This window comes from Arthrobacter sp. K410C (genome assembly GCF_059090105.1).
Map to the genome: position 1 here is coordinate 89,898 of NZ_JBNHFJ010000008.1, position 19,036 is coordinate 108,933.

19 protein-coding genes and 1 tRNA gene are annotated in these 19,036 nt (G+C 66.7%); 14 read left to right on the top strand and 6 right to left on the bottom strand.

Annotation, left to right across the window (positions count from 1 at the left end):
• The first annotated feature begins 71 nt into the window (after window positions 1-71).
• The 4 genes from pstC (at window position 72) to AC5RU7_RS13100 (ending at window position 3,510) form a co-directional block, all read left to right on the top strand.
• Window positions 72-1,004, top strand: coding sequence for a phosphate ABC transporter permease subunit PstC (gene pstC / locus AC5RU7_RS13085; protein ID WP_494011835.1), 933 nt, complete (start codon window positions 72-74; stop codon window positions 1,002-1,004).
• Complete coding sequence (gene pstA, locus AC5RU7_RS13090) at window positions 1,005-2,117, top strand: phosphate ABC transporter permease PstA (protein WP_494011834.1); 1,113 nt, start codon at window positions 1,005-1,007, stop codon at window positions 2,115-2,117.
• Window positions 2,118-2,199: 82 nt separating this feature from the next.
• Window positions 2,200-2,979: a phosphate ABC transporter ATP-binding protein PstB gene (gene pstB / locus AC5RU7_RS13095; protein ID WP_494011833.1), complete on the top strand. Its 780-nt coding sequence runs from the start codon at window positions 2,200-2,202 to the stop codon at window positions 2,977-2,979.
• 135 nt (window positions 2,980-3,114) lie between these two features.
• On the top strand, window positions 3,115-3,510 hold the full coding sequence (locus AC5RU7_RS13100) for a hypothetical protein (RefSeq protein ID WP_494052590.1): 396 nt from the start codon (window positions 3,115-3,117) through the stop codon (window positions 3,508-3,510).
• A 23-nt stretch (window positions 3,511-3,533) separates the two neighbouring features.
• On the opposite strand, the gene AC5RU7_RS13105 is transcribed toward AC5RU7_RS13100, so the two are convergent.
• From AC5RU7_RS13105 to AC5RU7_RS13120, 4 genes are all read right to left on the bottom strand, one after another.
• A complete protein-coding gene (locus AC5RU7_RS13105) occupies window positions 3,534-3,941 on the bottom strand; it encodes a hypothetical protein (RefSeq protein ID WP_494011831.1) in 408 nt (135 codons plus the stop codon).
• Between the two features lie 188 nt (window positions 3,942-4,129).
• Window positions 4,130-5,143: an inorganic phosphate transporter gene (locus tag AC5RU7_RS13110; RefSeq protein WP_494052591.1), complete on the bottom strand. Its 1,014-nt coding sequence runs from the start codon at window positions 5,141-5,143 to the stop codon at window positions 4,130-4,132.
• A 1-nt stretch (window position 5,144) separates the two neighbouring features.
• Window positions 5,145-5,762 (bottom strand): DUF47 domain-containing protein, encoded by a 618-nt coding sequence (locus AC5RU7_RS13115; protein ID WP_494011829.1) that lies wholly within the window; start codon window positions 5,760-5,762, stop codon window positions 5,145-5,147.
• 331 nt (window positions 5,763-6,093) lie between these two features.
• A complete protein-coding gene (locus AC5RU7_RS13120; protein WP_494011828.1) occupies window positions 6,094-6,753 on the bottom strand; it encodes a hypothetical protein in 660 nt (219 codons plus the stop codon).
• A gap of 177 nt (window positions 6,754-6,930) precedes the next feature.
• Between AC5RU7_RS13120 and AC5RU7_RS13125 the strand changes: the two genes are divergently transcribed.
• The 6 genes from AC5RU7_RS13125 (at window position 6,931) to AC5RU7_RS13150 (ending at window position 11,318) form a co-directional block, all read left to right on the top strand.
• Window positions 6,931-7,003: transfer RNA gene (locus AC5RU7_RS13125), tRNA-Lys, on the top strand.
• A 67-nt stretch (window positions 7,004-7,070) separates the two neighbouring features.
• Entirely contained in the window at window positions 7,071-8,093 is a 1,023-nt protein-coding gene (locus tag AC5RU7_RS13130; protein ID WP_494052592.1) for a LacI family DNA-binding transcriptional regulator, read from the top strand.
• A 132-nt stretch (window positions 8,094-8,225) separates the two neighbouring features.
• The gene (locus tag AC5RU7_RS13135; RefSeq protein WP_494052593.1) at window positions 8,226-9,071 is read left to right on the top strand and encodes a DUF4397 domain-containing protein; all 846 of its coding nucleotides are present in this window, start codon (window positions 8,226-8,228) and stop codon (window positions 9,069-9,071) included.
• A gap of 120 nt (window positions 9,072-9,191) precedes the next feature.
• Window positions 9,192-9,923, top strand: a complete 732-nt coding sequence (locus AC5RU7_RS13140) for a class F sortase (protein WP_494052594.1) — start codon at window positions 9,192-9,194, stop codon at window positions 9,921-9,923.
• Complete coding sequence (locus AC5RU7_RS13145; RefSeq protein WP_494052595.1) at window positions 9,920-10,552, top strand: RNA polymerase sigma factor; 633 nt, start codon at window positions 9,920-9,922, stop codon at window positions 10,550-10,552. Before AC5RU7_RS13140 ends, AC5RU7_RS13145 begins: the two co-directional genes overlap by 4 nt.
• Complete coding sequence (locus tag AC5RU7_RS13150; protein WP_494052596.1) at window positions 10,539-11,318, top strand: anti-sigma factor; 780 nt, start codon at window positions 10,539-10,541, stop codon at window positions 11,316-11,318. Before AC5RU7_RS13145 ends, AC5RU7_RS13150 begins: the two co-directional genes overlap by 14 nt.
• Here the strand turns inward: AC5RU7_RS13150 and AC5RU7_RS13155 are convergent.
• Window positions 11,308-11,793 (bottom strand): hypothetical protein, encoded by a 486-nt coding sequence (locus AC5RU7_RS13155; protein WP_494052597.1) that lies wholly within the window; start codon window positions 11,791-11,793, stop codon window positions 11,308-11,310. The two genes, AC5RU7_RS13150 and AC5RU7_RS13155, sit on opposite strands and share 11 nt — an antisense overlap.
• A 273-nt stretch (window positions 11,794-12,066) precedes the next feature.
• Between AC5RU7_RS13155 and araB the strand changes: the two genes are divergently transcribed.
• Genes araB through araA form a run of 3 tightly spaced genes read left to right on the top strand, consistent with a single transcriptional unit; the run spans window position 12,067 to window position 16,047 of the window.
• Window positions 12,067-13,794, top strand: coding sequence for a ribulokinase (gene araB, locus AC5RU7_RS13160; RefSeq protein ID WP_494052598.1), 1,728 nt, complete (start codon window positions 12,067-12,069; stop codon window positions 13,792-13,794).
• Window positions 13,791-14,486: an L-ribulose-5-phosphate 4-epimerase gene (locus AC5RU7_RS13165; protein WP_494052599.1), complete on the top strand. Its 696-nt coding sequence runs from the start codon at window positions 13,791-13,793 to the stop codon at window positions 14,484-14,486. The genes araB and AC5RU7_RS13165 overlap by 4 nt, the downstream gene beginning before the upstream one ends.
• Window positions 14,487-14,526: 40 nt before the next feature.
• Window positions 14,527-16,047 carry an L-arabinose isomerase gene (araA, locus tag AC5RU7_RS13170; RefSeq protein ID WP_494052600.1) on the top strand — a complete coding sequence of 507 codons (1,521 nt, stop codon included), beginning with the start codon at window positions 14,527-14,529 and terminating at the stop codon, window positions 16,045-16,047.
• A 104-nt stretch (window positions 16,048-16,151) separates the two neighbouring features.
• Here the strand turns inward: araA and AC5RU7_RS13175 are convergent, their stop codons facing one another.
• Window positions 16,152-17,093, bottom strand: coding sequence for a GAF and ANTAR domain-containing protein (locus AC5RU7_RS13175; RefSeq protein WP_494052601.1), 942 nt, complete (start codon window positions 17,091-17,093; stop codon window positions 16,152-16,154).
• Between the two features lie 359 nt (window positions 17,094-17,452).
• Between AC5RU7_RS13175 and arfA the strand changes: the two genes are divergently transcribed.
• Window positions 17,453-18,979 (top strand): arabinosylfuranosidase ArfA, encoded by a 1,527-nt coding sequence (arfA, locus tag AC5RU7_RS13180; RefSeq protein ID WP_494052602.1) that lies wholly within the window; start codon window positions 17,453-17,455, stop codon window positions 18,977-18,979.
• The last annotated feature ends 57 nt before the right edge of the window (window positions 18,980-19,036 follow it).

Sequence of the window (19,036 nt, forward strand, 5' to 3'; positions counted from 1 at the left end):
AAGGCAGCGCGGGGAACTTGGGTTTGGACGCACCAACTTTCAGTGTCAGTTAACGATCGAAGGGCCGTCGAATGACCGCCACCTCCCTGACCAGCACCCAGGGCGCCGGCCGTGCCGGTGACAAAGTCTTCTCCACCGCCGCGCTGGCCGCCGGCTGCTTCATCCTTGCCGTGCTGTTCGGCGTCGCGCTGTTCCTGGTAGTGCAGGCCATCCCGGCACTGACGGCTCCCGCCGCGGAAATCCAGGGTGGCGAAGGGTTCTTCGCCTACATCTGGCCCATCGTGGTGGGAACGCTCATCGCCGCCGTCATCGCCCTGGTCATCGCCACGCCGATCTCCATTGGCGTTGCCCTGTTCATTTCGCACTTCGCGCCGCGCCGCCTCGCGTCCGGCCTGGGCTACGTGGTGGACCTTCTCGCCGCCATCCCGTCAGTCGTCTACGGCGCCTGGGGCGCGGCGTTCCTGGCAAAGGAAATCTCACCGGCTTACAACTGGCTGGCGGCGAACATGGGCTGGCTGCCCATCTTCCAGGGACCGGCCTCCGCCACCGGCAAGACCATCCTCACCGCCGGCATTGTCCTCGCGGTCATGGTGCTGCCCATCATCACCTCGCTGTCCCGCGAAATCTTCCTGCAGACCCCCAAACTGCACGAGGAAGCCGCGCTGGCGCTCGGCGCCACCCGCTGGGAAATGATCAAAATGTCCGTATTCCCCTTCGCCCGTCCGGGCATCATCAGCGCCGTCATGCTGGGCCTCGGACGCGCACTCGGCGAGACCATGGCAGTGGCCTTGGTGCTCTCCTCCGGCGCCCTGACCGCCAGCCTGATCCAATCCGGCAACCAGACCATCGCCGCGGAGATCGCCCTGAACTTCCCCGAGGCAAGCGGCCTCAAGGTCAGCACGCTGATCGCCGCCGGCCTGGTCCTGTTCATCATCACCCTGGCCGTGAACATGATCGCCCGCTGGATCATCAGCCGGCACAAAGAATTCTCGGGAGCCAACTAAATGACCTCCACGCTTACCCCGGTGCGCAGCAAGCGCTCGGCACTCACCAAGGGCCAACTGCCCAAGTACGCCCCCTACGTGGTCCTGGCCGGCGCGCTCATCATCGGTGCGGCCATCCTGGCCCTGCTGGGCTTCAATGCCTTCGGCTGGGGCATCGTTTCGGCGTTGCTGTTCGCCGTCGGGCTGGTGTCCTGGAGCGCCGCGGTGGAGGGATCCCGCAAAGCCAAGGACAAGCTGGCCACCTGCCTGGTGGTCGGGTCCTTCCTGGTGGCCCTGCTTCCGCTGGTTTCGGTGATCTGGACCGTTTTGGTCAACGGCGTACCCGGACTGCTGACCCCCGGCTTCCTCAGCACGTCCATGAACGGCGTCACCGGCGTCTACGACAACCGGGCCGTGGAGGAAGGCGCGCCTGTCCTGGGCGGTATTTACCACGCCCTCCTGGGGACTATCCAGATCACCCTGCTGGCAACGCTCATCTCCGTTCCGGTCGGCCTGCTCACCGCCATCTACCTGGTGGAGTACGGCAACGACGGCCGCCTGGCCCGTGCCATCACCTTCTTCGTGGATGTCATGACCGGCATCCCGTCCATCGTGGCCGGCCTTTTTGCCGCGGCCTTCTTCTTTGCCGTGGTGGGACCGGGCACCAAGACAGGTGCCGTGGCCGCCGTCGCGCTTTCCGTCCTGATGATTCCTGTCGTGGTGCGCTCCAGTGAGGAAATGTTGAAGATCGTTCCCAACGAACTCCGCGAAGCGGCCTACGCCCTGGGCGTGCGCAAGTGGCGCACCATCCTCAAGGTGGTCATCCCGACGGCGATCTCCGGCATTGCATCCGGCGTCACCCTGGCCATCGCCCGGGTCATCGGCGAGACGGCCCCCATCCTGGTCACCGCCGGCTTCGCCACCAGCATCAACTCGAACGTCTTCGGCGGCTGGATGGCTTCGCTGCCGACGTTCATCTACACACAGATCCTGAACCCCACCTCGCCGGCCAACCCGGATCCGTCCTCCCAGCGCGCCTGGGGCGCAGCCCTGGTGCTGATCATCCTGGTGATGATCCTCAACCTGGCCGCACGGCTCATCGCACGCTTCTTCGCGCCCAAGACCGGCCGCTGACGCACGCTTCCCGGCGCTGTCCCTACCGCCCTGCCGGGCGGAAACCTAGACTCAATACATACCCAGCAAGTGAAGGAACACCATGTCTAAGCGCATCGACGTCAAGGACCTGAACGTGTACTACGGCGACTTCCTCGCCGTGGAGGACGTCACCATCAACATCGAGGCCAAGTCCGTCACCGCTTTTATCGGCCCGTCCGGCTGCGGCAAGTCCACCTTCCTGCGGACCCTGAACCGCATGCACGAGGTCCTTCCCGGCGCCCGCGTTGAAGGCGAGGTCCTGCTCGACGGCGACAACCTGTACGGCCCCGGTGTTGACCCGGTCACCGTCCGTTCGCAGATCGGCATGGTGTTCCAGCGCCCCAACCCGTTCCCCACCATGTCCATCCGGGACAACGTGCTGGCCGGCGTCAAGCTGAACAACAAGAAGATCTCCAAGGGTGAGGCCGACGTCCTGGTGGAACGTTCCCTGAAGGGCGCCAACCTGTGGAACGAGGTCAAGGACCGCCTCGAAAAGCCCGGCTCCGGCCTGTCCGGCGGCCAGCAGCAGCGTCTCTGCATCGCCCGTGCCATCGCCGTGGAGCCGCAGGTGATCCTCATGGACGAGCCGTGCTCCGCCCTGGACCCCATCTCCACCCTGGCCATTGAGGACCTCATCAACGAGCTCAAGGACCAGTACACCGTTGTGATCGTGACCCACAACATGCAGCAGGCAGCACGTGTTTCGGACAGGACGGCGTTCTTCAACATCGCCGGCACCGGCAAGCCCGGCAAGCTGATTGAGTATGGTGACACGCACACCATCTTCAGCAACCCCGTCCAGAAGGCTACTGAAGACTACGTCTCCGGCCGCTTCGGATAAGCCCCAGCTACTGCTGCGCACGCCGGCGACGTTATCCACCGGGTCTTCAACCCTGAAGCTAGCCAGCACCGAAAGTATTTAGTACGCTGAACTAGATACTTTTCGAGCTAGTAATAAGACGCCTAGGAATTTGCCTTGACACAGATCGCCAGCAATCCCCGGAGCCATCAGCTTTACGGCTCAGCCCACGCTCCGGCCTTCAACTCCCAGCCCGTAGACCCCTTCGCCCTTGGTTTTCCCATGCTGCAGGACGTGGCCGCCGAGCCTTTTGCAGCGGCGGGGCAGGCCGTCCCGGGCTCCGGAGACAGTGGAGACGGTGATCTGCTGGCGGCCGTCTGGCGGACCAGCTCTCATCTCGAAAGCATGCAGTGGGAGCTCGATGCGGCGCAAGGAGCCCTGATGCAGGCACTGCGGCAGGCCGCGGGCGCCGGTGTGGGGCAGGACCAGCTGTGCAAGGCGGCGAACCTGACAACCGAGGAGCTGGCGGAGGTCCTCAAGGAACTGCCGCCTGCCTTTCCGGCAGCGCTATAGCGCATGCGGCGGAAGCCCCGGGGCTATTCCGGAACTTCCAGCTGGAAGCCGCAGCGGCAGCGCAGGACCCGGGTGGGCAGGCATACGGCGCTGAGGCCGCTTCCGCTGTTGCTGCTGCGGTAGCAAAGCCGTTCAATTTCGAACTCGGCCTCTTCCATGGGGAAGCCGCAATGGATGTAGTCGTCGCCGAACATGATCACCTGCGCCATCCATCGCACCTGATGCAGGGCAGCGGCTACGTCGGACGCATAGGCGAGGTGCTCCTGGAACAGGCTGCAGTCGTTGCAGGTGTAGGAGACCGTGACGAGGTCGCCGCCCCCGGCCCCGAGGGCCGTGATGGCGTGGATGGTGAGCTGGTGTTCGGTTCCGCAGGTCTCGCATCGGAGCTGCCGCGGCTGGGGCGCAGGGCGGCGCGAATCCGGGATGGACATGGTGCCTGCTCTTTTCCGCAATGTGCATCCAAGCCGCCGATTGGCTGCAGCGGCGAACGCCCGCGGGGCCTGCACACGGCGGCGGGCGGCTGTCCCCGGCATTGCCAGGGGACGTACTTTTGAATCTACGTCACCAGCGGCGGGCTGTACAGGGCTGCAAGGTACCGTCCGGGACCGCTGGCCGCCGCTCAGCCGGCCAGCGGCGACATGGCCAGTGCCAGCACGAAGGCAGTGGCGGCCGTGGCAGCGGGGGTCAGGGCCCAGAGCCCCAGGATCCGGATGACCAGCTTCCGGTTGGTCACCGAAAAGTGCTGGTTCTCGCCCGCGCCAAGGACCGCCGATGTGACGGTGTGGGTGGTGGACAGTGGCCAATGCAGGGCGATGGCGCCCACGAACAGCATGATCGAACTCCAAATCTGGGCCGTTGAGCCCCGCAACGGATCAACGCGCGTTACCTTGTAGCCGATGGTGTGCGAGATCCGCCACCCGCCGCCCAAGGTCCCGGCCGTAATCATCACCGCGGACACCAGTGCAACCCACAGGGGGATGGTCCCGCCGTCGGTATAGCCGGCGGCCAGCAAGGCAAGCAGCAGCACCGCGCTGACCCGCTGGCCGTCCTGCAGGCCGTGGCCGAATGCCACAGCCCCCGCAGCGATGGCCTGGCTGCGGCGGAACCGCTGGTTCACCACATTGGGCTGGGTGTACCGCGCCGCCCAGGTGGCCGGAAAAACCATCAGGAACGCCCCGCTGTAGGCCACCAGCGGGGACAGGACCAGGGGGAGGACCACCTGGAACAGCAGCGACTGGTCCACGCCGCCCACGCCTGCCCCGCCCACGGCAAGGCTGGCCAGCCCGGCACCCGCAAGGCCGCCCACCAGGGCATGGGTGGAGGAAGCGGGAATGCCACGCCACCACATCAGCAGCCCCCAGGCGGAAGCGCTGATTAGCCCGGCAACCAGGATGCTCAGGCCATCCGTTCCCGGCGGCAGCGTGATCCAGTGCTGGCTCACCGCGACAGCCAGGGTGGCGCTCAGCAGGGCGCCAATAAAGTTGAAGAAGGCGGCCAGCAGTACTGCCACACTGGGGGTCAGCGCCCGGGTGCGCGTAGCCAGTGCCACGGCATTCGAGACATCCCGGAAGCCGTTGAGGAAGGCAAACCCGGCGGTCAGCAGGACCACCACGCCGAAGATGGCTGCCACCACCTCAGGATTCCTTGACGATGATGCTGCCCACTTGCGTGGCGATCCGCCGCATATCCTTGGTGACCTCCACCAGCTGGTTGGCCACGTCCCGGTTGCGGGAGTACTGCGCCCATTTCATGTCGGTGATCATGTCCGCCACCCATAGGCGGTGGGTCCTTTCGGCCCGCTTCGCCAGGCGGAGGATCTCGATCCAGTAGTCCTCGAGGTCGTCCAGGTTGTCCAGCCGGCGCATGGCATCCACGGTCAGCTCGGCCTGCCTGCTGATGATCTCCAGCTGGTCCGCTGCGCGCCGGGGCAGCCGGTCAAGCTTGTACAGGGCCACCAGTTCCGCGGCGGCGTCCATCTTTTCCATCGCTTCATTGAGGTAGCGGGAGAGTGCGTACATGTCCTCGCGGGGGAGGGGGTTCACGAAGCTGGTACGCATGTGGGTCAGGAGGGCGAACTGCAGTTCGGAGCATTTGGCCTCGTGGTTGTGCATGTCCTCGACCAGCTTGGAATGATCGGCTGCGGGAACGCCGAGGATCTCGGCCAGCGTGCCCCCGGCCAGCACAATCTGCTGCGCCATCTGCGAGAGAAGGTTCAGCCCGGCGGGCTCCTGGGGAAAAAGGCGCAGCTTCACGTGGTTCCGTCTCCGGGGAAAGTACAGGGCGGGGATTGCTGCCGTGTGACTTGACCCCGGCAGGCAACTGACGCTAACTCTACCGGGCCGTAACTGCACCCTTGAAATGGGAAAACAGGAAAAGGGCAGAAAAATGGTGCCGAACCGGATACGCCTCTCGGCGGTAGGCCGCTCTAGGCGGCTGAGTTTTGAAGCCCGGGGGTTTCGCGGTCCGACACCAGTTTCAGTGTTCTACGATGCCGCTCCCAAGTCAATCTTGACAGTTGGGCCGTGATGGGCCCACGGGCCCAAATGGCAGGCCCGTGGGCCCGCAGGGTGCGACATGACGGAATCAGTCCAGCTCGCCCAGCCGCCACGCGTTGGCGGCGTGCTCCAGGTCCTCCGCGGTCTTGACCAGCTGGTGCGAATTGCGGGTCAGCTTGCTGGCGTGGGCCTCGTTGGCGTGCTCGGCGCCGTCGGCGATGGTCGCCTGGCCCAGTGCCACTACGCGGCAGAAGGCGGCGGAACGTTCCAGTGCGACGTCGAACTCGCCGTCGAACGCTCCGGAGAGGATGGCGTCGGCCATGGCGGTCATCTCGTCCGCGCCGGGAGGCTCGGCTGCTCCGGCCACCACGTTGGAGACCTGCGCCGTGTCCCTGCCCGCCCGGAAGTACACGGAAATGCGCTCGGGGTCCTGGACCGTGGCCGCCCGCAGCGCGTACAAGCGCCAAAGCGCGCCGGGAAGTGAACGTGCCGGGCTTTCGGCCCACATCTCTGCAATGGCCTCCAGGCCCTGTTCATCGGCGAGCTTGACCAGGCGCTGGGTGACTACGGGGTCGTCGCTGTCCCGGCCGTGGCGGACCAGCGCCTGGGCGGCAAGGTGTGCGGCCTCGGAAACCCGGGCGGGATCGGCACCGCCGGCGAAGGGCTCAAAGTCGATGGGAGCGAAGGGTTTGGGCTTGTGGTGCCGGTGCGCGCCACCGTAGGGACTTGATCCTGCTTGCTCACTCATGCCCCCACGCTACTCCTGTGCCGTGCCGGATACGAGCGTCCCCGGCCCTTCCGGAAAAAGCCCGACGGCGGTGCCCGGCAGGCGTGCGAAGGCGCCGGAACCATGCGTTAGAGTATTAACGTCCAGAAATGGATTGGGCCGGGCGGCACGACACAGACATGTTGAACCGGCCGGCAGGGGCCTTTAGCTCAGTTGGTAGAGCATCGGACTTTTAATCCGTGGGTCGTGGGTTCGAGCCCCACAGGGCCCACCCGCACGGCAGGCCGGAGGCGATTCGCCTCCGGCCTGCTGTTTTGTATTGCAGGGACAATAGGCTCATGGCAAAAAGCAGCAAAGGCAGGATGCCGCGTCTGGAAGATGTGGCGGACGTGGCGGGTGTCTCCCACCAGACAGTTTCGCGCGTGGTCAACAACCACCCCAACGTCAGCAAGGCCACCCGCGAAAAAGTGGAGGCGGCCATCGCGGAACTGGGCTACCGGCGGAATACTGCGGCCCGGAGCCTGGTGACCCGGCGCTCGCAGACCATCGGGGTCCTGGCCAACGAGCTGTCCCAGTACGGTCCGGCCAATACCCTCCTCGGCGTGGAGCACGCCGCCCGCGACGCCGGCTACTTTGTCAGCATCGCCGCGCTGCGCGAGATCAGCCGGGAGGCGATCGCGGATGCCATCAGCCACTTCATGGACCAGGCAGTGGACGGGATCGCGGTGCTGGTCCCGCACTCGGACACCTTGAAGGCCCTCGATGAGATGACGCTTTCCGTGCCCGTGGTGGCCGTCGGATCCCTCGGCAACAGCAACGTCAGCGGCGCCATGGTGGACCAGCGGCGGGGCGCCCAGCTCGCCGTCGAACACCTCATCGGGCAGGGGCACCGGCAGATCGGCCACCTATCCGGGCCGCCGGACTGGACGGACGGCGCCGAACGGGCCGAGGGCTGGCGCAACGCGCTCCGCACCGCCGGCCTGCCGGACGCGCTCCTGGTGGAAGGCGACTGGAGCGCGGGCAGCGGCTATCAGATCGGCCGGAGACTGGCGGAAACGCGCAGCGCCACGGCAATCTTCGTGGGCAATGACCAGATGGCCCTGGGCCTGCTGCGGGCGTTCGCAGAGGCGGGCGTCCGCGTGCCCGACGACGTCTCCGTGGTGGGTTTCGATGACCAGCCGGAATCGGGGTACTTCACCCCGCCCCTCACTACCGTGCGGCAGGACTTCGAGGAGCTGGGCCGGCGCTGCATGGACATCATGCTGAAAGAAATCGAGGCGGGGGCGGCCGTCAGCTCCACCATCGTCACCCCGGAGCTGGTGCTGCGGGCCAGCACGGCGCCGCCGGCAGCGGCGGGGTAGAGCCGGCGCACCCCGTCCGAAAAAATTGCCCGAAGATTTTTCCATGAATCTGCATCCAACTCCCGGCCTGCACCAGTACTAGGGGTGTAAGCAAAAAACGCCCGCAAACGCGGGCCGATGAAGGAGAAGGACATGCGCAACAGGATCTTCACAGCAGGTGCCGGTGCAGCGGCAATTGCGGCAGCAATCGCTCTCGCCAGCCCCGCCCAGGCAGCCGAAGGGGACGCCCAGCTCTCCGTGCTGCACGGCGTTCCCGAACTCACCGTAGACGTCTGGGTCAACGGCGAACGGACCCTGGATGATTTCACCCCCGGCACCCTGGCCGGACCCCTGGCGCTTCCGGCCGGCGCCTACGAGCTCGCCATCACTGCCTCGGATGCCGCCGATGCCAGCGCAGCAGTGATCGGGCCCGTCAGCGTCAACCTGGCGGCCAACGGCAACTACACCGCCGTGGCCAACCTCGACGCCGGCGGCAACCCCACCGCCAACCTCTACACCAACGACGTTTCGCAGATCGCGGCAGGCAAGGGCAAACTCACCGTCCGGCACGCAGCGGCAGCACCCGCCGTCGACGTCCTGGCCGGCGGTACCGCGGTCATCTCCAACCTGGCCAACCCGAACGAGCAGACCCTGACCCTTGACCCCGGCACCATCCCGGCAGCCGTCGCGGCCGCCGGCACCACAACCCCGGTCATCGGACCTGCGGACGTCACCGTCGCAGAGGGCACGCACACCATCGTCTACGCATGGGGCAGCCTGGCCAACAACAACCTGCAGCTGGCCGTCCAGACCATCGAAGGCATGCACTCCTCGCCGGGTTCGGTCCCGGGTGCACTTGACGGCTCCGCCAATGCTGCTTCAGCAGCACCGGCAGAACCTGCCGCACTCGCCCTGGGCTTCGGCGCAGCAGCCCTGGCCCTCGTGTTCGCCGGCATGGGCGCGGCCCGGGCCATCGGGGCAGCCCGCGCACAGCGGTAACCAGGAGCAACAACCAGTCACACAACATTGCAGCAGGAAGCAGGCCGCCCGGTTCCAGCCGGGCGGCCGGCGCCTGATTCAACAGCGGCAATCCTTCGGCGGCCGCGGGAAGGCGAAGAAATGAACAGCACCACGACGACGGCAGGGGAGTCCCGCCGTCGTTCCTCCGGTTTCGCCGGCGCTGCCTTCCTCGCTGCGGCTTTGCTTCTCCCGGCCTGCGCGCCGGCGGGGCCGGCGCAGGATCCGGCGCCGGCCGCTGTCAGCCAGGCAGCCGCGCCGGCAGCAGCCTCGGCCCCGCCGGTCACCGCCGCGGCCGATCCCACTGTCGCCCCGGCTTCCCCCTCACCTCAGACTCCTGCAATGGACGTCCCGGTCCGTGCCGCCACCCTGGGGCCGGCCGCCCCGGCGCAGCCGGCCCCCACGGCACTCACCGTTGCCGGGACCGCCATCAACATGCCCGTGATTCCGGGGGGTGTGTCAGCTGAGGGGGCCATGGAAATCCCCGACGCCTTCGACCAGGCCGCCTGGTACCGGTTCGGTCCGGCGCCGGGGGCCGCTGAGGGAACCGCCGTCATAGCGGGGCACATCGACACCACCTCGGATCGCGCACCGTTTTCGCAGCTGAAATCCGTGCCGGCGGGAACGGCCATCCAGGTGGGGCGGGAGGGCGCTCCGGCGCTGACCTACCGGGTGGTTCGGGTGGAACTGATGGCCAAGGACAAATTCGACGGTGAAGCCCTCTTCCGCAGGTCCGGGCCACATGAGCTCAAGGTTGTCACCTGCGGCGGGAGATGGCTGGACGAGCGGATGGACTACAGCGACAATGTGATTGTCACCGCGGTCCTTGAATGAGCGGTGATCCAGCCGTGATTCTCGCCACCGCAGCCGGGAAGGAGTCCACTGTGGCACTTCCTGGGCAGGCCACCGACCGGTGGGAAGACGGGTTGACCGCGTCCTTCCTGGCCGGTGATGAGCAGGCGCTGGCCACGGCCTACCGCGAGTTCGCCCCGCTGGTGCACACCCTGGCCCTGCGCTCGCTGGGTGACCGTGCAGCGGCGGACGACGTCACCCAGGAAGTCTTCATCAGGGTGTGGCGGTCCCGGAGTACGTTCAACCCGCACACCGCCAGGCTTCCGGCCTGGATTGTTGGCATCACCCGGAACGCCATTGCCGACGCCCGGTCCGCGTCCGCGCGCGAAGCCCGAAAGGCAATGGCGGCAGCAGGCGCCGGGATGGCCGACGAACCGGGCTCCGGTACCGAGGCGGCGGAGGTCCTGGCGGACCGGCTGCTGCTGGACGGGGAACTGGAACGGCTGGGCGAACCCCAGGGCTCCATCATGAAGCTCGCCTTCTACGAAGACCTGACGCACGAGCAGATTTCGCGGAAACTTGACCTTCCGCTTGGTACGGTCAAGAGCCACATCCGCCGCAGCCTGACGCATTTGAGGAAAAGATTGGAGGTAGACCATGCCGCATCTTGATCCGGAAGAGTTGAGCCTCCTTGCCCTGTATGACGACTGGGACGACGGCAGCAGGGAGCACCTGGAGGTGTGCCCGGCCTGCGCCTCCGAGTTTGCCGCGCTGCGCCGAGCCGTGGATGCAGTGAAATCGACGCCGGACAGCAGCCGGCTCTCCGTTCCCGGGCCCCAGGTGTGGGACGGCATCCACCGGGAACTCGGGCTGTCGGCGTCAGTGCGGGAGGATCCCCTGGCCTCCGCCGGGCACCAGGGCCGCGTTCCGCCGTCGGACATTGCGCCGTCGTCGGTCCTTGCCCCGCCGGCGGACATATCCCAAGCCCGGGCCGCAAGGAAAGGCCGTGCGTGGTGGCAGCGCAGCGGAACCTGGTTGGTGGCTGCGGCCGCTGCAGTGGTGGTGGCCCTCGGCGGGATCTGGGCACTCAACCGGCCGCCCCAGCCACTGGCGCTGGCCGAGGCCCAGCTGACCCCGCTGGCATCGTTCTCGGCAACGGGCTCGGCCCGGGTGGTGGAGACGCAGGACGGTGCCCGCACCCTGGAAGTCGAGCTCAGCAAGGACGAGGCGCAGGGCTACCAGGAGGTGTGGCTGATCGCGCCCGACCTGTCGAAGCTGGTCAGCCTGGGCGTGATGAACGCGGACACCGGGACGTTCCAGGTGCCGGCGGGGCTGGAGCTTTCCGAGTACCCCATTGTTGATGTCTCGGACGAACCGGTGGACGGGAATCCCGCACACTCAAGCGTCAGCATCGTCCGGGGCACACTCACTTCCTGACGCCCGTTTTGTCTCCTGCTGCCGGTTCCTGCCTGCGCCACTGTTTGATTCTTTCCCACTGGGTCACTGCAAGCGCAGTCAGCAGTGCGGCCGCGGCGTGCAGGTACAGCAGCAGGTGCAGGTCCTGGGCGGCGGCCTGGCCTGGCTCCTCCTCCGCCTCCGGGGACGGCGCATTCCCATGGCCGTGCCCGGGCAGGGCGAAACCGCTGGCGAAGGAGAGCGCGCTGAAGGCAAGGTGCAGGAGTTGCTGCGCCAGCCCGGCAGAAACAAGGACCGCCCAGGGCGGAAGGCGCCGCCGCCCCGCCATGGCCGCTGCCATCCCAAGCAAGGCTGCCAACGCCACGACGATGAGGAGGGCGGGGGAGCGGCCTCCGCCGAGCATATGTGCGGTCCAGCCCAGGCCCGTGGCGAGGGGGCCGGCCAGCCAGGCCAGGGAGCGGCTGCCGGCGGACGGCGGTGGCTCGGGGTCGGTCATGGGCTCTCCCCGTTGATGGAAGTTTCGGTCCCTGCTTCCCTTACCCATTGGCGCCGCCCTGACGCACTTTTCAAGAAGCCGGTTCCCCTGCCCTTCCTTCGTTGGAGCTTTTGGGCAGATATGGCGACTTCAGCACCCTGGATGTCTCCATATCTGGACAAAAACTCCAAGTGGGGGAGGGGGAGCAGGGGAAGGCTTGTTGACTTCACTCTTGTTAGCGCTCACAATTGACACCAGGCCGCAGTGCTGCGGCAGCTATCTGGAGGATTTTCAATGGACGCATTTGACGGCTCGGACGTCTTTGTTATCGGCGTGGATTACGGAACGCTGTCCGGCCGTGCCGTTGTGGTGCGGGTCCGGGACGGCAAGGAGCTCGGCAGCGGGGTGCATGACTACCCGCATGCCGTGGTCACCCATGCCCTGCCCGCGGACACAGCGGGCGACGGCGCCGCACGGCTTCCCGGCGAATGGGCCCTGCAGGTGCCCAACGACTACCGGGACGTCCTGCGGAACGCCGTTCCTGCGGCCATCGCTGACGCGGGGATCAACCCCGCCGCCGTCGTAGGCATCGCCACGGACTTCACCGCCTGCACCATGGTGCCGGTCAAGGCTGACGGAACGCCGCTGAATGAGGTGCCCGGGTTTGCGAACCGCCCGCACGCCTATGTGAAGCTGTGGCGCCACCATGCCGCGCAGCCGCAGGCGGACCGGATCAACCGGCTCGCCGCGGAGCGCGGCGAGGACTGGCTGCCCCGCTACGGTGGACTGATCTCCTCGGAGTGGGAATTCGCCAAGGGCCTGCAGCTGCTGGAGGAGGACCCGGAAGCGTACGCGGCGATGGACCACTGGGTGGAAGCGGCCGACTGGATCGTCTGGCAACTCAGCGGCATCTATGTCCGGAACGCCTGCACCGCCGGCTACAAGGGAATCTACCAGGACGGACGGTACCCGTCAGAGGACTTCCTGGCCGCGCTGAACCCGCAGTTCAAGGACTTCGTCAGCAGCAAACTGGAACACGCCATCGGCCGCCTTGGTGACGCCGCCGGGTACCTCACTGCCGAAGCAGCCGCCTGGACCGGTTTGCCGGAGGGCATCGCCGTGGCGGTAGGCAACGTGGACGCGCACGTCACCGCTCCCGCCGCTCGGGCGGTGGACCCGGGCCAGCTGGTGGCCATTATGGGCACGTCCACCTGCCACGTCATGAGCGGCACCGAACTCCGGGAAGTACCGGGAATGTGCGGTGTGGTGGACGGCGGCATCGTGGACGGGCTGTGGGGCTACGAGGCTGGCCAGTCCGGCGTCGGCGATATCTTCGGCTGGTTCACCAAGTACGGCGTTCCGCCCGAGTACCATGAGGCTGCCGATGCCGCGGGAATGGGAATCCACGAATACCTCACTGAACTGGCCTCGTCGCAGGCCATCGGTGAACACGGGCTGATCGCGCTCGACTGGCACTCCGGCAACCGGTCGGTGCTGGTGGACCACGAGCTCTCGGGCATCGTGGTGGGCCAGACCCTCGCCACTAAACCCGAGGACACCTACCGGGCGCTGCTCGAGGCCACCGCGTTCGGCACCCGCACCATCGTTGATGCCTTCCGGGAGGCCGGCGTCCCGGTCAAGGAATTCATTGTGGCCGGCGGGCTGCTCAAGAACCGGCTCCTCATGCAGATCTACGCCGACGCCACCGGGCTGCAGCTCTCCACCATCGGTTCCGCCCAGGGGCCGGCGCTGGGCTCCGCCATCCACGCCGCCGTGGCCGCCGGGAAGTATGCGGACATCCGGGAGGCCGCCGCCGCCATGGGCGCGGAACCCGGCGAGGTGTACACGCCCATTCCGGAGAACGTGGCAGCCTACGAGGAACTCTTCCAGGAGTACAAGGCGCTGCACGATTACTTCGGGCGGGGCGGCAACGACGTGATGCACCGGCTCAAGGCCATCCAGCGAAGGGCCTCCGGCTCACTCCTGGCTTCCGGCCCGGCCGCCGTGGAGGTGCCGGCATGAGCAGCCCGATCCTCGAGGCAATCGGCCGTATCCGGGAGGAAGTCTGCGCCCTGCACGCCGAGCTGACCCGCTATGAACTGGTGGTGTGGACGGCCGGCAATGTCTCCGCCCGGGTGCCCGGTCACGAGCTGATGGTGATCAAGCCCTCCGGTGTGTCCTACCAGGACCTGACCCCGGAGCAGATGGTGGTCACCGATCTCTACGGGGTGCCCGTGGCGGGGAACGACGACGGCGAGTGGGGCAACCCGCCATTGTCGCCGTCGTCGGACACGGCAGCGCACGCCTACGTGTACCGGCATATGCCCGAGGTGGGCGGGGTGGTGCACACCCATTCCACCTACGCCACCGCCTGGGCAGCCCGCGGGGAGGCAATCCCCTGCGTGCTCACCATGATGAGCGACGAATTCGGCGGCGAAATTCCGGTGGGGCCGTTCGCGCTGATCGGTGACGACTCGATCGGCCACGGCATCGTGGAGACGCTCAAGAACTCGAACTCGCCAGCGGTGCTGATGCAGAACCACGGACCGTTCACCATCGGCAAGGACGCCCGCTCCGCGGTGAAGGCAGCGGTGATGTGTGAGGAAGTGGCCCGGACGGTGCACATCTCCCGGCAGCTGGGCGAGCCGAAGCCCATCGACCAGGGCAACATCGATTCGCTCTATGCCCGCTACCAGAACGTCTACGGCCAATAGCCATCAGGCCCCTTTTCAGGCTTACATCCCAGGAGAACCCATGAGCACCGCAGCATCCACCTCCCTTGACGGCTATGAGGTCTGGTTCCTCACCGGCAGCCAGCACCTCTACGGCGAGGACGTCCTGAAGCAGGTGGCAGCGCAGTCGCAGGAAATCGCCAACCAGCTCAACGCCAGCTCCGACGTCCCGGTCCGGCTGGTCTGGAAACCGGTCCTGACCGATTCGGACGCAATCCGCCGGACGGCGCTGGAAGCAAACTCAGACGATTCCGTCATCGGCGTCACCGCCTGGATGCACACATTCAGCCCGGCAAAGATGTGGATCCAGGGCCTGGACCTGCTCCGCAAGCCACTGCTGCACCTGCACACACAGGCCAACCGGGACCTGCCCTGGGCAGACATCGACTTCGACTTCATGAACCTGAACCAAGCCGCCCACGGCGACCGCGAATTCGGGTACATCCAGTCCCGCCTCGGCATCGCACGCAAGACCGTCGTCGGGCATGTGTCCAACCCCGAGGTGGCCCGGCAAGTGGGCTCCTGGCAGCGCGCTGCCGCCGGCTGGGCCGCCGTGCGCACCCTCAAGCTGACCCGCTTTGGCGACAACATGCGCAACGTCGCCGTCACCGAAGGCGACAAGACCGAGGCGGAGCTGCGTTTTGGCGTCGCGGTCAACACCTGGTCCGTGAACGAGCTCGCGGACGCCGTTCACGCGGCCGCCGAGTCCGACGTCGACGCCCTGGTGGCCGAGTATGAGGACCTCTACGACGTTGTTCCGGAGCTCCGCCCAGGCGCGGCCCGGCACGAGTCGCTGCGATACGGTGCCCGGATCGAGCTGGGCCTGCGGAGCTTCCTGGAGGCCAACGGTTCGGCAGCGTTCACCACGTCCTTCGAGGACCTTGGTGCGCTCCGCCAGCTTCCCGGCCTGGCGGTGCAGCGGCTCATGGCTGCCGGCTACGGCTTCGGTGCCGAAGGCGACTGGAAGACCGCCATCCTGGTCCGGGCTGCGAAAGTGATGGGTGGGGACCTGCCGGGCGGCGCGTCCCTGATGGAGGACTACACCTACCACCTGGAACCGGGCTCGGAGAAGATCCTGGGCGCCCACATGTTGGAGGTCTGCCCGTCCCTGACCGCCGGCAAGCCGCGGCTGGAGATCCATCCGCTGGGCATCGGCGGCAAGGAGGACCCGGTCCGGCTGGTGTTCGACGCCGATGCCTCCCCGGGTGTCGTCGTCGCGCTGTCCGACATGCGGGACCGTTTCCGCCTGGTGGCCAACGCCGTCGACGTCGTTCCCCTGGACCAGCCGCTGCCCAACCTGCCGGTCGCACGCGCCCTGTGGCAGCCCAAGCCGGACTTCGCCACGTCCGCCGCCGCCTGGCTGACCGCCGGCGCCGCGCACCACACCGTGCTGTCCACCCAGGTGGGCATGGACGTGTTCGAGGACTTCGCCGAGATTGCCAAGACCGAGCTGCTCACCATCGACGAAGGCACCACCATCCGCCAGTTCAAGAAGGACCTGAACTGGAACGCCGCCTACTACAAGCTGGCTGGCGGCATCTAGCGAACCCTGCGAGTTTTTGTCCAGATATGTCGAGCTAACTTCATCTGAAGCCTCCATATCTGGACAAAAACCCTAAGGAGGTGGGCGGTGGCCGAGGTGTACGCTCAATGCCCGAAGTGGGCGCGCGGGGGACCCTCCGGCAGCCGCTCCAGGATGTCCTCGGCGATCCTGCGCACCTTGATGTTCCGGTGGCTGGACGCCTTCGCCAGGATGGAAAAGGCCTCGTGGTAGGAGCACCTGTTCTGCGCCATGATGACGCCGCAGGCAACGTTGATCGACGTGCGGCTGTCCAGGGCGGAGCGCAGGTCGGTGGCCATGGAGCGGGCGGTATGCAGGTCGATGGCCATCTGCAGGCTTTTGGCTGCAAGACCCGCGAACGAGCGTGCCTCCGCGATGACCTGTAGTGGGAAGGCCTTGGCGTCCTGGGCGAAGAATGCCAGGGCGGCCGGCCTTTCTTCCCGGTGCTGGGTGCCGGCGGTCCCGTCCGGGCCCTTTGTGGTAGCGCCGCCTGCAGCGCCGCCCTCCCTGGTGCCATTGGCGGGGGTCTCGCTGCTCAGCGGCAGCCGCACGCCAAGGACGCTGCCGAAGCCGGCCTGCTGCAGCTGGTCACAGTAATGCGGCCAGCGGAAGTCGCCGTTGCGCTGGAGAACTGCCACTGGCTGGCCGCCGGCGAGGACCTCGCGCACCGGTCCCTCAGCCGCCCGGTGCTCCCATTCGAGCAGCCGGACGACTTCTTCCGAGGTGCCGGTGACAGCGGGCGGCTTCTTGGGCTGGTGGACTATGACCCCACATTCGATGCGGAGTCCTGCCTGGCGGACAACGGCCTGCGCGGAAGCGGTCACCAGGCGGGCGAGGGATTCTCCCAACGAGTCAGTGCCGGTCACCAGATCCAGCAGCACGTCCTGGCCGCCGGTACCGGGCGTGGCCACTCCGGCAATGCCGGCTGCCGCGCGGGGGCCCGGGTTCCGCGGCGGAACAGGGGGGCCGACGACGGCTGGGGGAGAGGCCTTGGTCTCGTAGGCCTCCTCGTCGCCGGCCCCGCTCAATACCCGTGTCCGTTGGACCGGGAAGGCCGAACTTATATGTCGTGCATGCATTGCCAGTCTCACACCCCCTCGTGAGCCATGTACCGCGAGCCGCGTCACTTTTGTGTCTGGTAAGAAACCTAGTTGCGGGGCTGTGGGGGATGAACGCGTAGGAGGTACTCGTTTTTGAGATTAGGTAGTACTTGGGTTCGCTGGCCACGCCCCGCCGGTTCCCATTGCCGCAGGTGGGTGGCTTGAGGGCTCGACGTCCCCCACCGGGACACTTCCTAAAGTACTTTCTTTTATTTGCTTGACTCCTGCTGCGGGAGTCTCAACAATGGTCCTCTATAACGTTGTAAAATAGGAGTGAGGATATTTTCGTGACCACAGCAGAATCAGCCGCGGCGAAGATCACCGTGGATCCCGCATTTGTGGTGGGGCCTGTCCGGCGGCGCACTTTCGGCGCCTTCGTGGAGCACCTTGGCCGCTGCGTGTACACCGGCATTTTTGAGCCGGAGCACACTTCGGCGGACCAGGACGGCTTCCGCGGGGACGTCCTGGAACTCACCCGTGAACTGGGGGTTTCCACGGTGCGGTACCCCGGCGGCAACTTCGTGTCCGGCTACCGCTGGGAGGATGGTGTGGGCCCGGTGGAGCAGCGCCCGGTGCGCCTGGACCTTGCCTGGCACTCCAGTGACCCCAACCTGGTGGGCGTGGACGAATTCGCCAAGTGGTCCGCCAAGGCTGGGGTGGAGACCATGATGGCCGTCAATCTCGGCACCCGTGGAACGCAGGAAGCGCTGGACCTGCTGGAGTACTGCAACATCGACGGCGGGACGGCCTTCTCGGACCAGCGCCGGGCCAATGGTGCGGAAAAGGGCTACGGCATCAAAATGTGGTGCCTGGGCAACGAGATGGACGGCCCGTGGCAGATCGGCCATAAGAGTGCCCATGAGTACGGCCGGCTCGCGGCGGACACCGCCCGGGGCATGCGAATGATCGATCCGGACCTTGAGCTCGTGGCCTGCGGCAGCTCCGGGCCCACCATGCCCACGTTCGGCGAGTGGGAACACGTGGTGCTCAGCGAGACCTACGACCTGGTGGACCTGGTCTCTGCCCACCAGTATTTCGAGGACTTCGGCGACCTGCAGGAACACCTGTCCGCCGGGCACCGGATGGACGCCTTCATCCGCGACATCGTGGCCCACATCGACCACGTGAAGTCGGTCAAGAAGTCCGACAAGCAGGTCAACATCTCCTTCGACGAGTGGAATGTCTGGCACATGAGCCGCGGTGAATCCACGGCGCCGAGCGGCAAGGACTGGCCGGTGGCCCCCGTGCTGCTGGAAGACATCTACACGGTGGCGGACGCCGTCGTGGTCGGGGACCTGCTGATCACGCTGCTCCGCAACACCGACCGGGTGCACTCAGCGAGCCTGGCGCAGCTGGTGAACGTCATCGCCCCCATCATGACCGAGCCGGGCGGACGTGCCTGGAAGCAGACCACCTTCCACCCGTTCGCCCTGACCTCCCGCCACGCATCGGGCACTGTGCTGCAGCTCGCCGTCGAATCCCCGCTGGTCAGCGGGGGCAAGACGACGGACTTTGCCGCCGTGTCCGCGGTCGCAACCTACGACGCCGACAAGGGCGAAGCGGTGGTGTTCGCCGTCAACCGCTCGGCCACGGACGCGCTGCGGCTGGACGCCGCGGTGTCCGCACTCGGCAACGTAGGCGTGGTGGAGGCCCTCACTTACGCCAACAAGGACCCCTACTGGCAGGCCACCGCAGACGATTCCACCTCCGTCCTGCCCGCGGAGAATGTCACGGCACAGGCCGACGGCGGCCGCCTCACCGCGGAGCTTCCGGCCGTGTCCTGGTCGATGATCCGGCTCGCCGTCGGCAAGTAGCAGCGGGAATGGGTGTTTCAGCGGGGCGCGGATTGCAACAATTAAGCGCCCCGCTGG

Excerpts from the sequence above, each read along its gene's own strand:
- pstC (WP_494011835.1), top strand. The coding sequence starts at position 72 with ATGACCGCCACCTCCCTGACCAGCACCCAGGGCGCCGGCCGTGCCGGT.
- pstA (WP_494011834.1), top strand. The coding sequence starts at position 1,005 with ATGACCTCCACGCTTACCCCGGTGCGCAGCAAGCGCTCGGCACTCACC.
- pstB (WP_494011833.1), top strand. The coding sequence starts at position 2,200 with ATGTCTAAGCGCATCGACGTCAAGGACCTGAACGTGTACTACGGCGAC.
- AC5RU7_RS13105 (WP_494011831.1), bottom strand. The coding sequence starts at position 3,941 with ATGTCCATCCCGGATTCGCGCCGCCCTGCGCCCCAGCCGCGGCAGCTC.
- AC5RU7_RS13120 (WP_494011828.1), bottom strand. The coding sequence starts at position 6,753 with ATGAGTGAGCAAGCAGGATCAAGTCCCTACGGTGGCGCGCACCGGCAC.
- AC5RU7_RS13130 (WP_494052592.1), top strand. The coding sequence starts at position 7,071 with ATGGCAAAAAGCAGCAAAGGCAGGATGCCGCGTCTGGAAGATGTGGCG.
- AC5RU7_RS13135 (WP_494052593.1), top strand. The coding sequence starts at position 8,226 with ATGCGCAACAGGATCTTCACAGCAGGTGCCGGTGCAGCGGCAATTGCG.
- AC5RU7_RS13140 (WP_494052594.1), top strand. The coding sequence starts at position 9,192 with ATGAACAGCACCACGACGACGGCAGGGGAGTCCCGCCGTCGTTCCTCC.
- AC5RU7_RS13145 (WP_494052595.1), top strand. The coding sequence starts at position 9,920 with ATGAGCGGTGATCCAGCCGTGATTCTCGCCACCGCAGCCGGGAAGGAG.
- AC5RU7_RS13150 (WP_494052596.1), top strand. The coding sequence starts at position 10,539 with ATGCCGCATCTTGATCCGGAAGAGTTGAGCCTCCTTGCCCTGTATGAC.
- AC5RU7_RS13155 (WP_494052597.1), bottom strand. The coding sequence starts at position 11,793 with ATGACCGACCCCGAGCCACCGCCGTCCGCCGGCAGCCGCTCCCTGGCC.
- araB (WP_494052598.1), top strand. The coding sequence starts at position 12,067 with ATGGACGCATTTGACGGCTCGGACGTCTTTGTTATCGGCGTGGATTAC.
- AC5RU7_RS13165 (WP_494052599.1), top strand. The coding sequence starts at position 13,791 with ATGAGCAGCCCGATCCTCGAGGCAATCGGCCGTATCCGGGAGGAAGTC.
- araA (WP_494052600.1), top strand. The coding sequence starts at position 14,527 with ATGAGCACCGCAGCATCCACCTCCCTTGACGGCTATGAGGTCTGGTTC.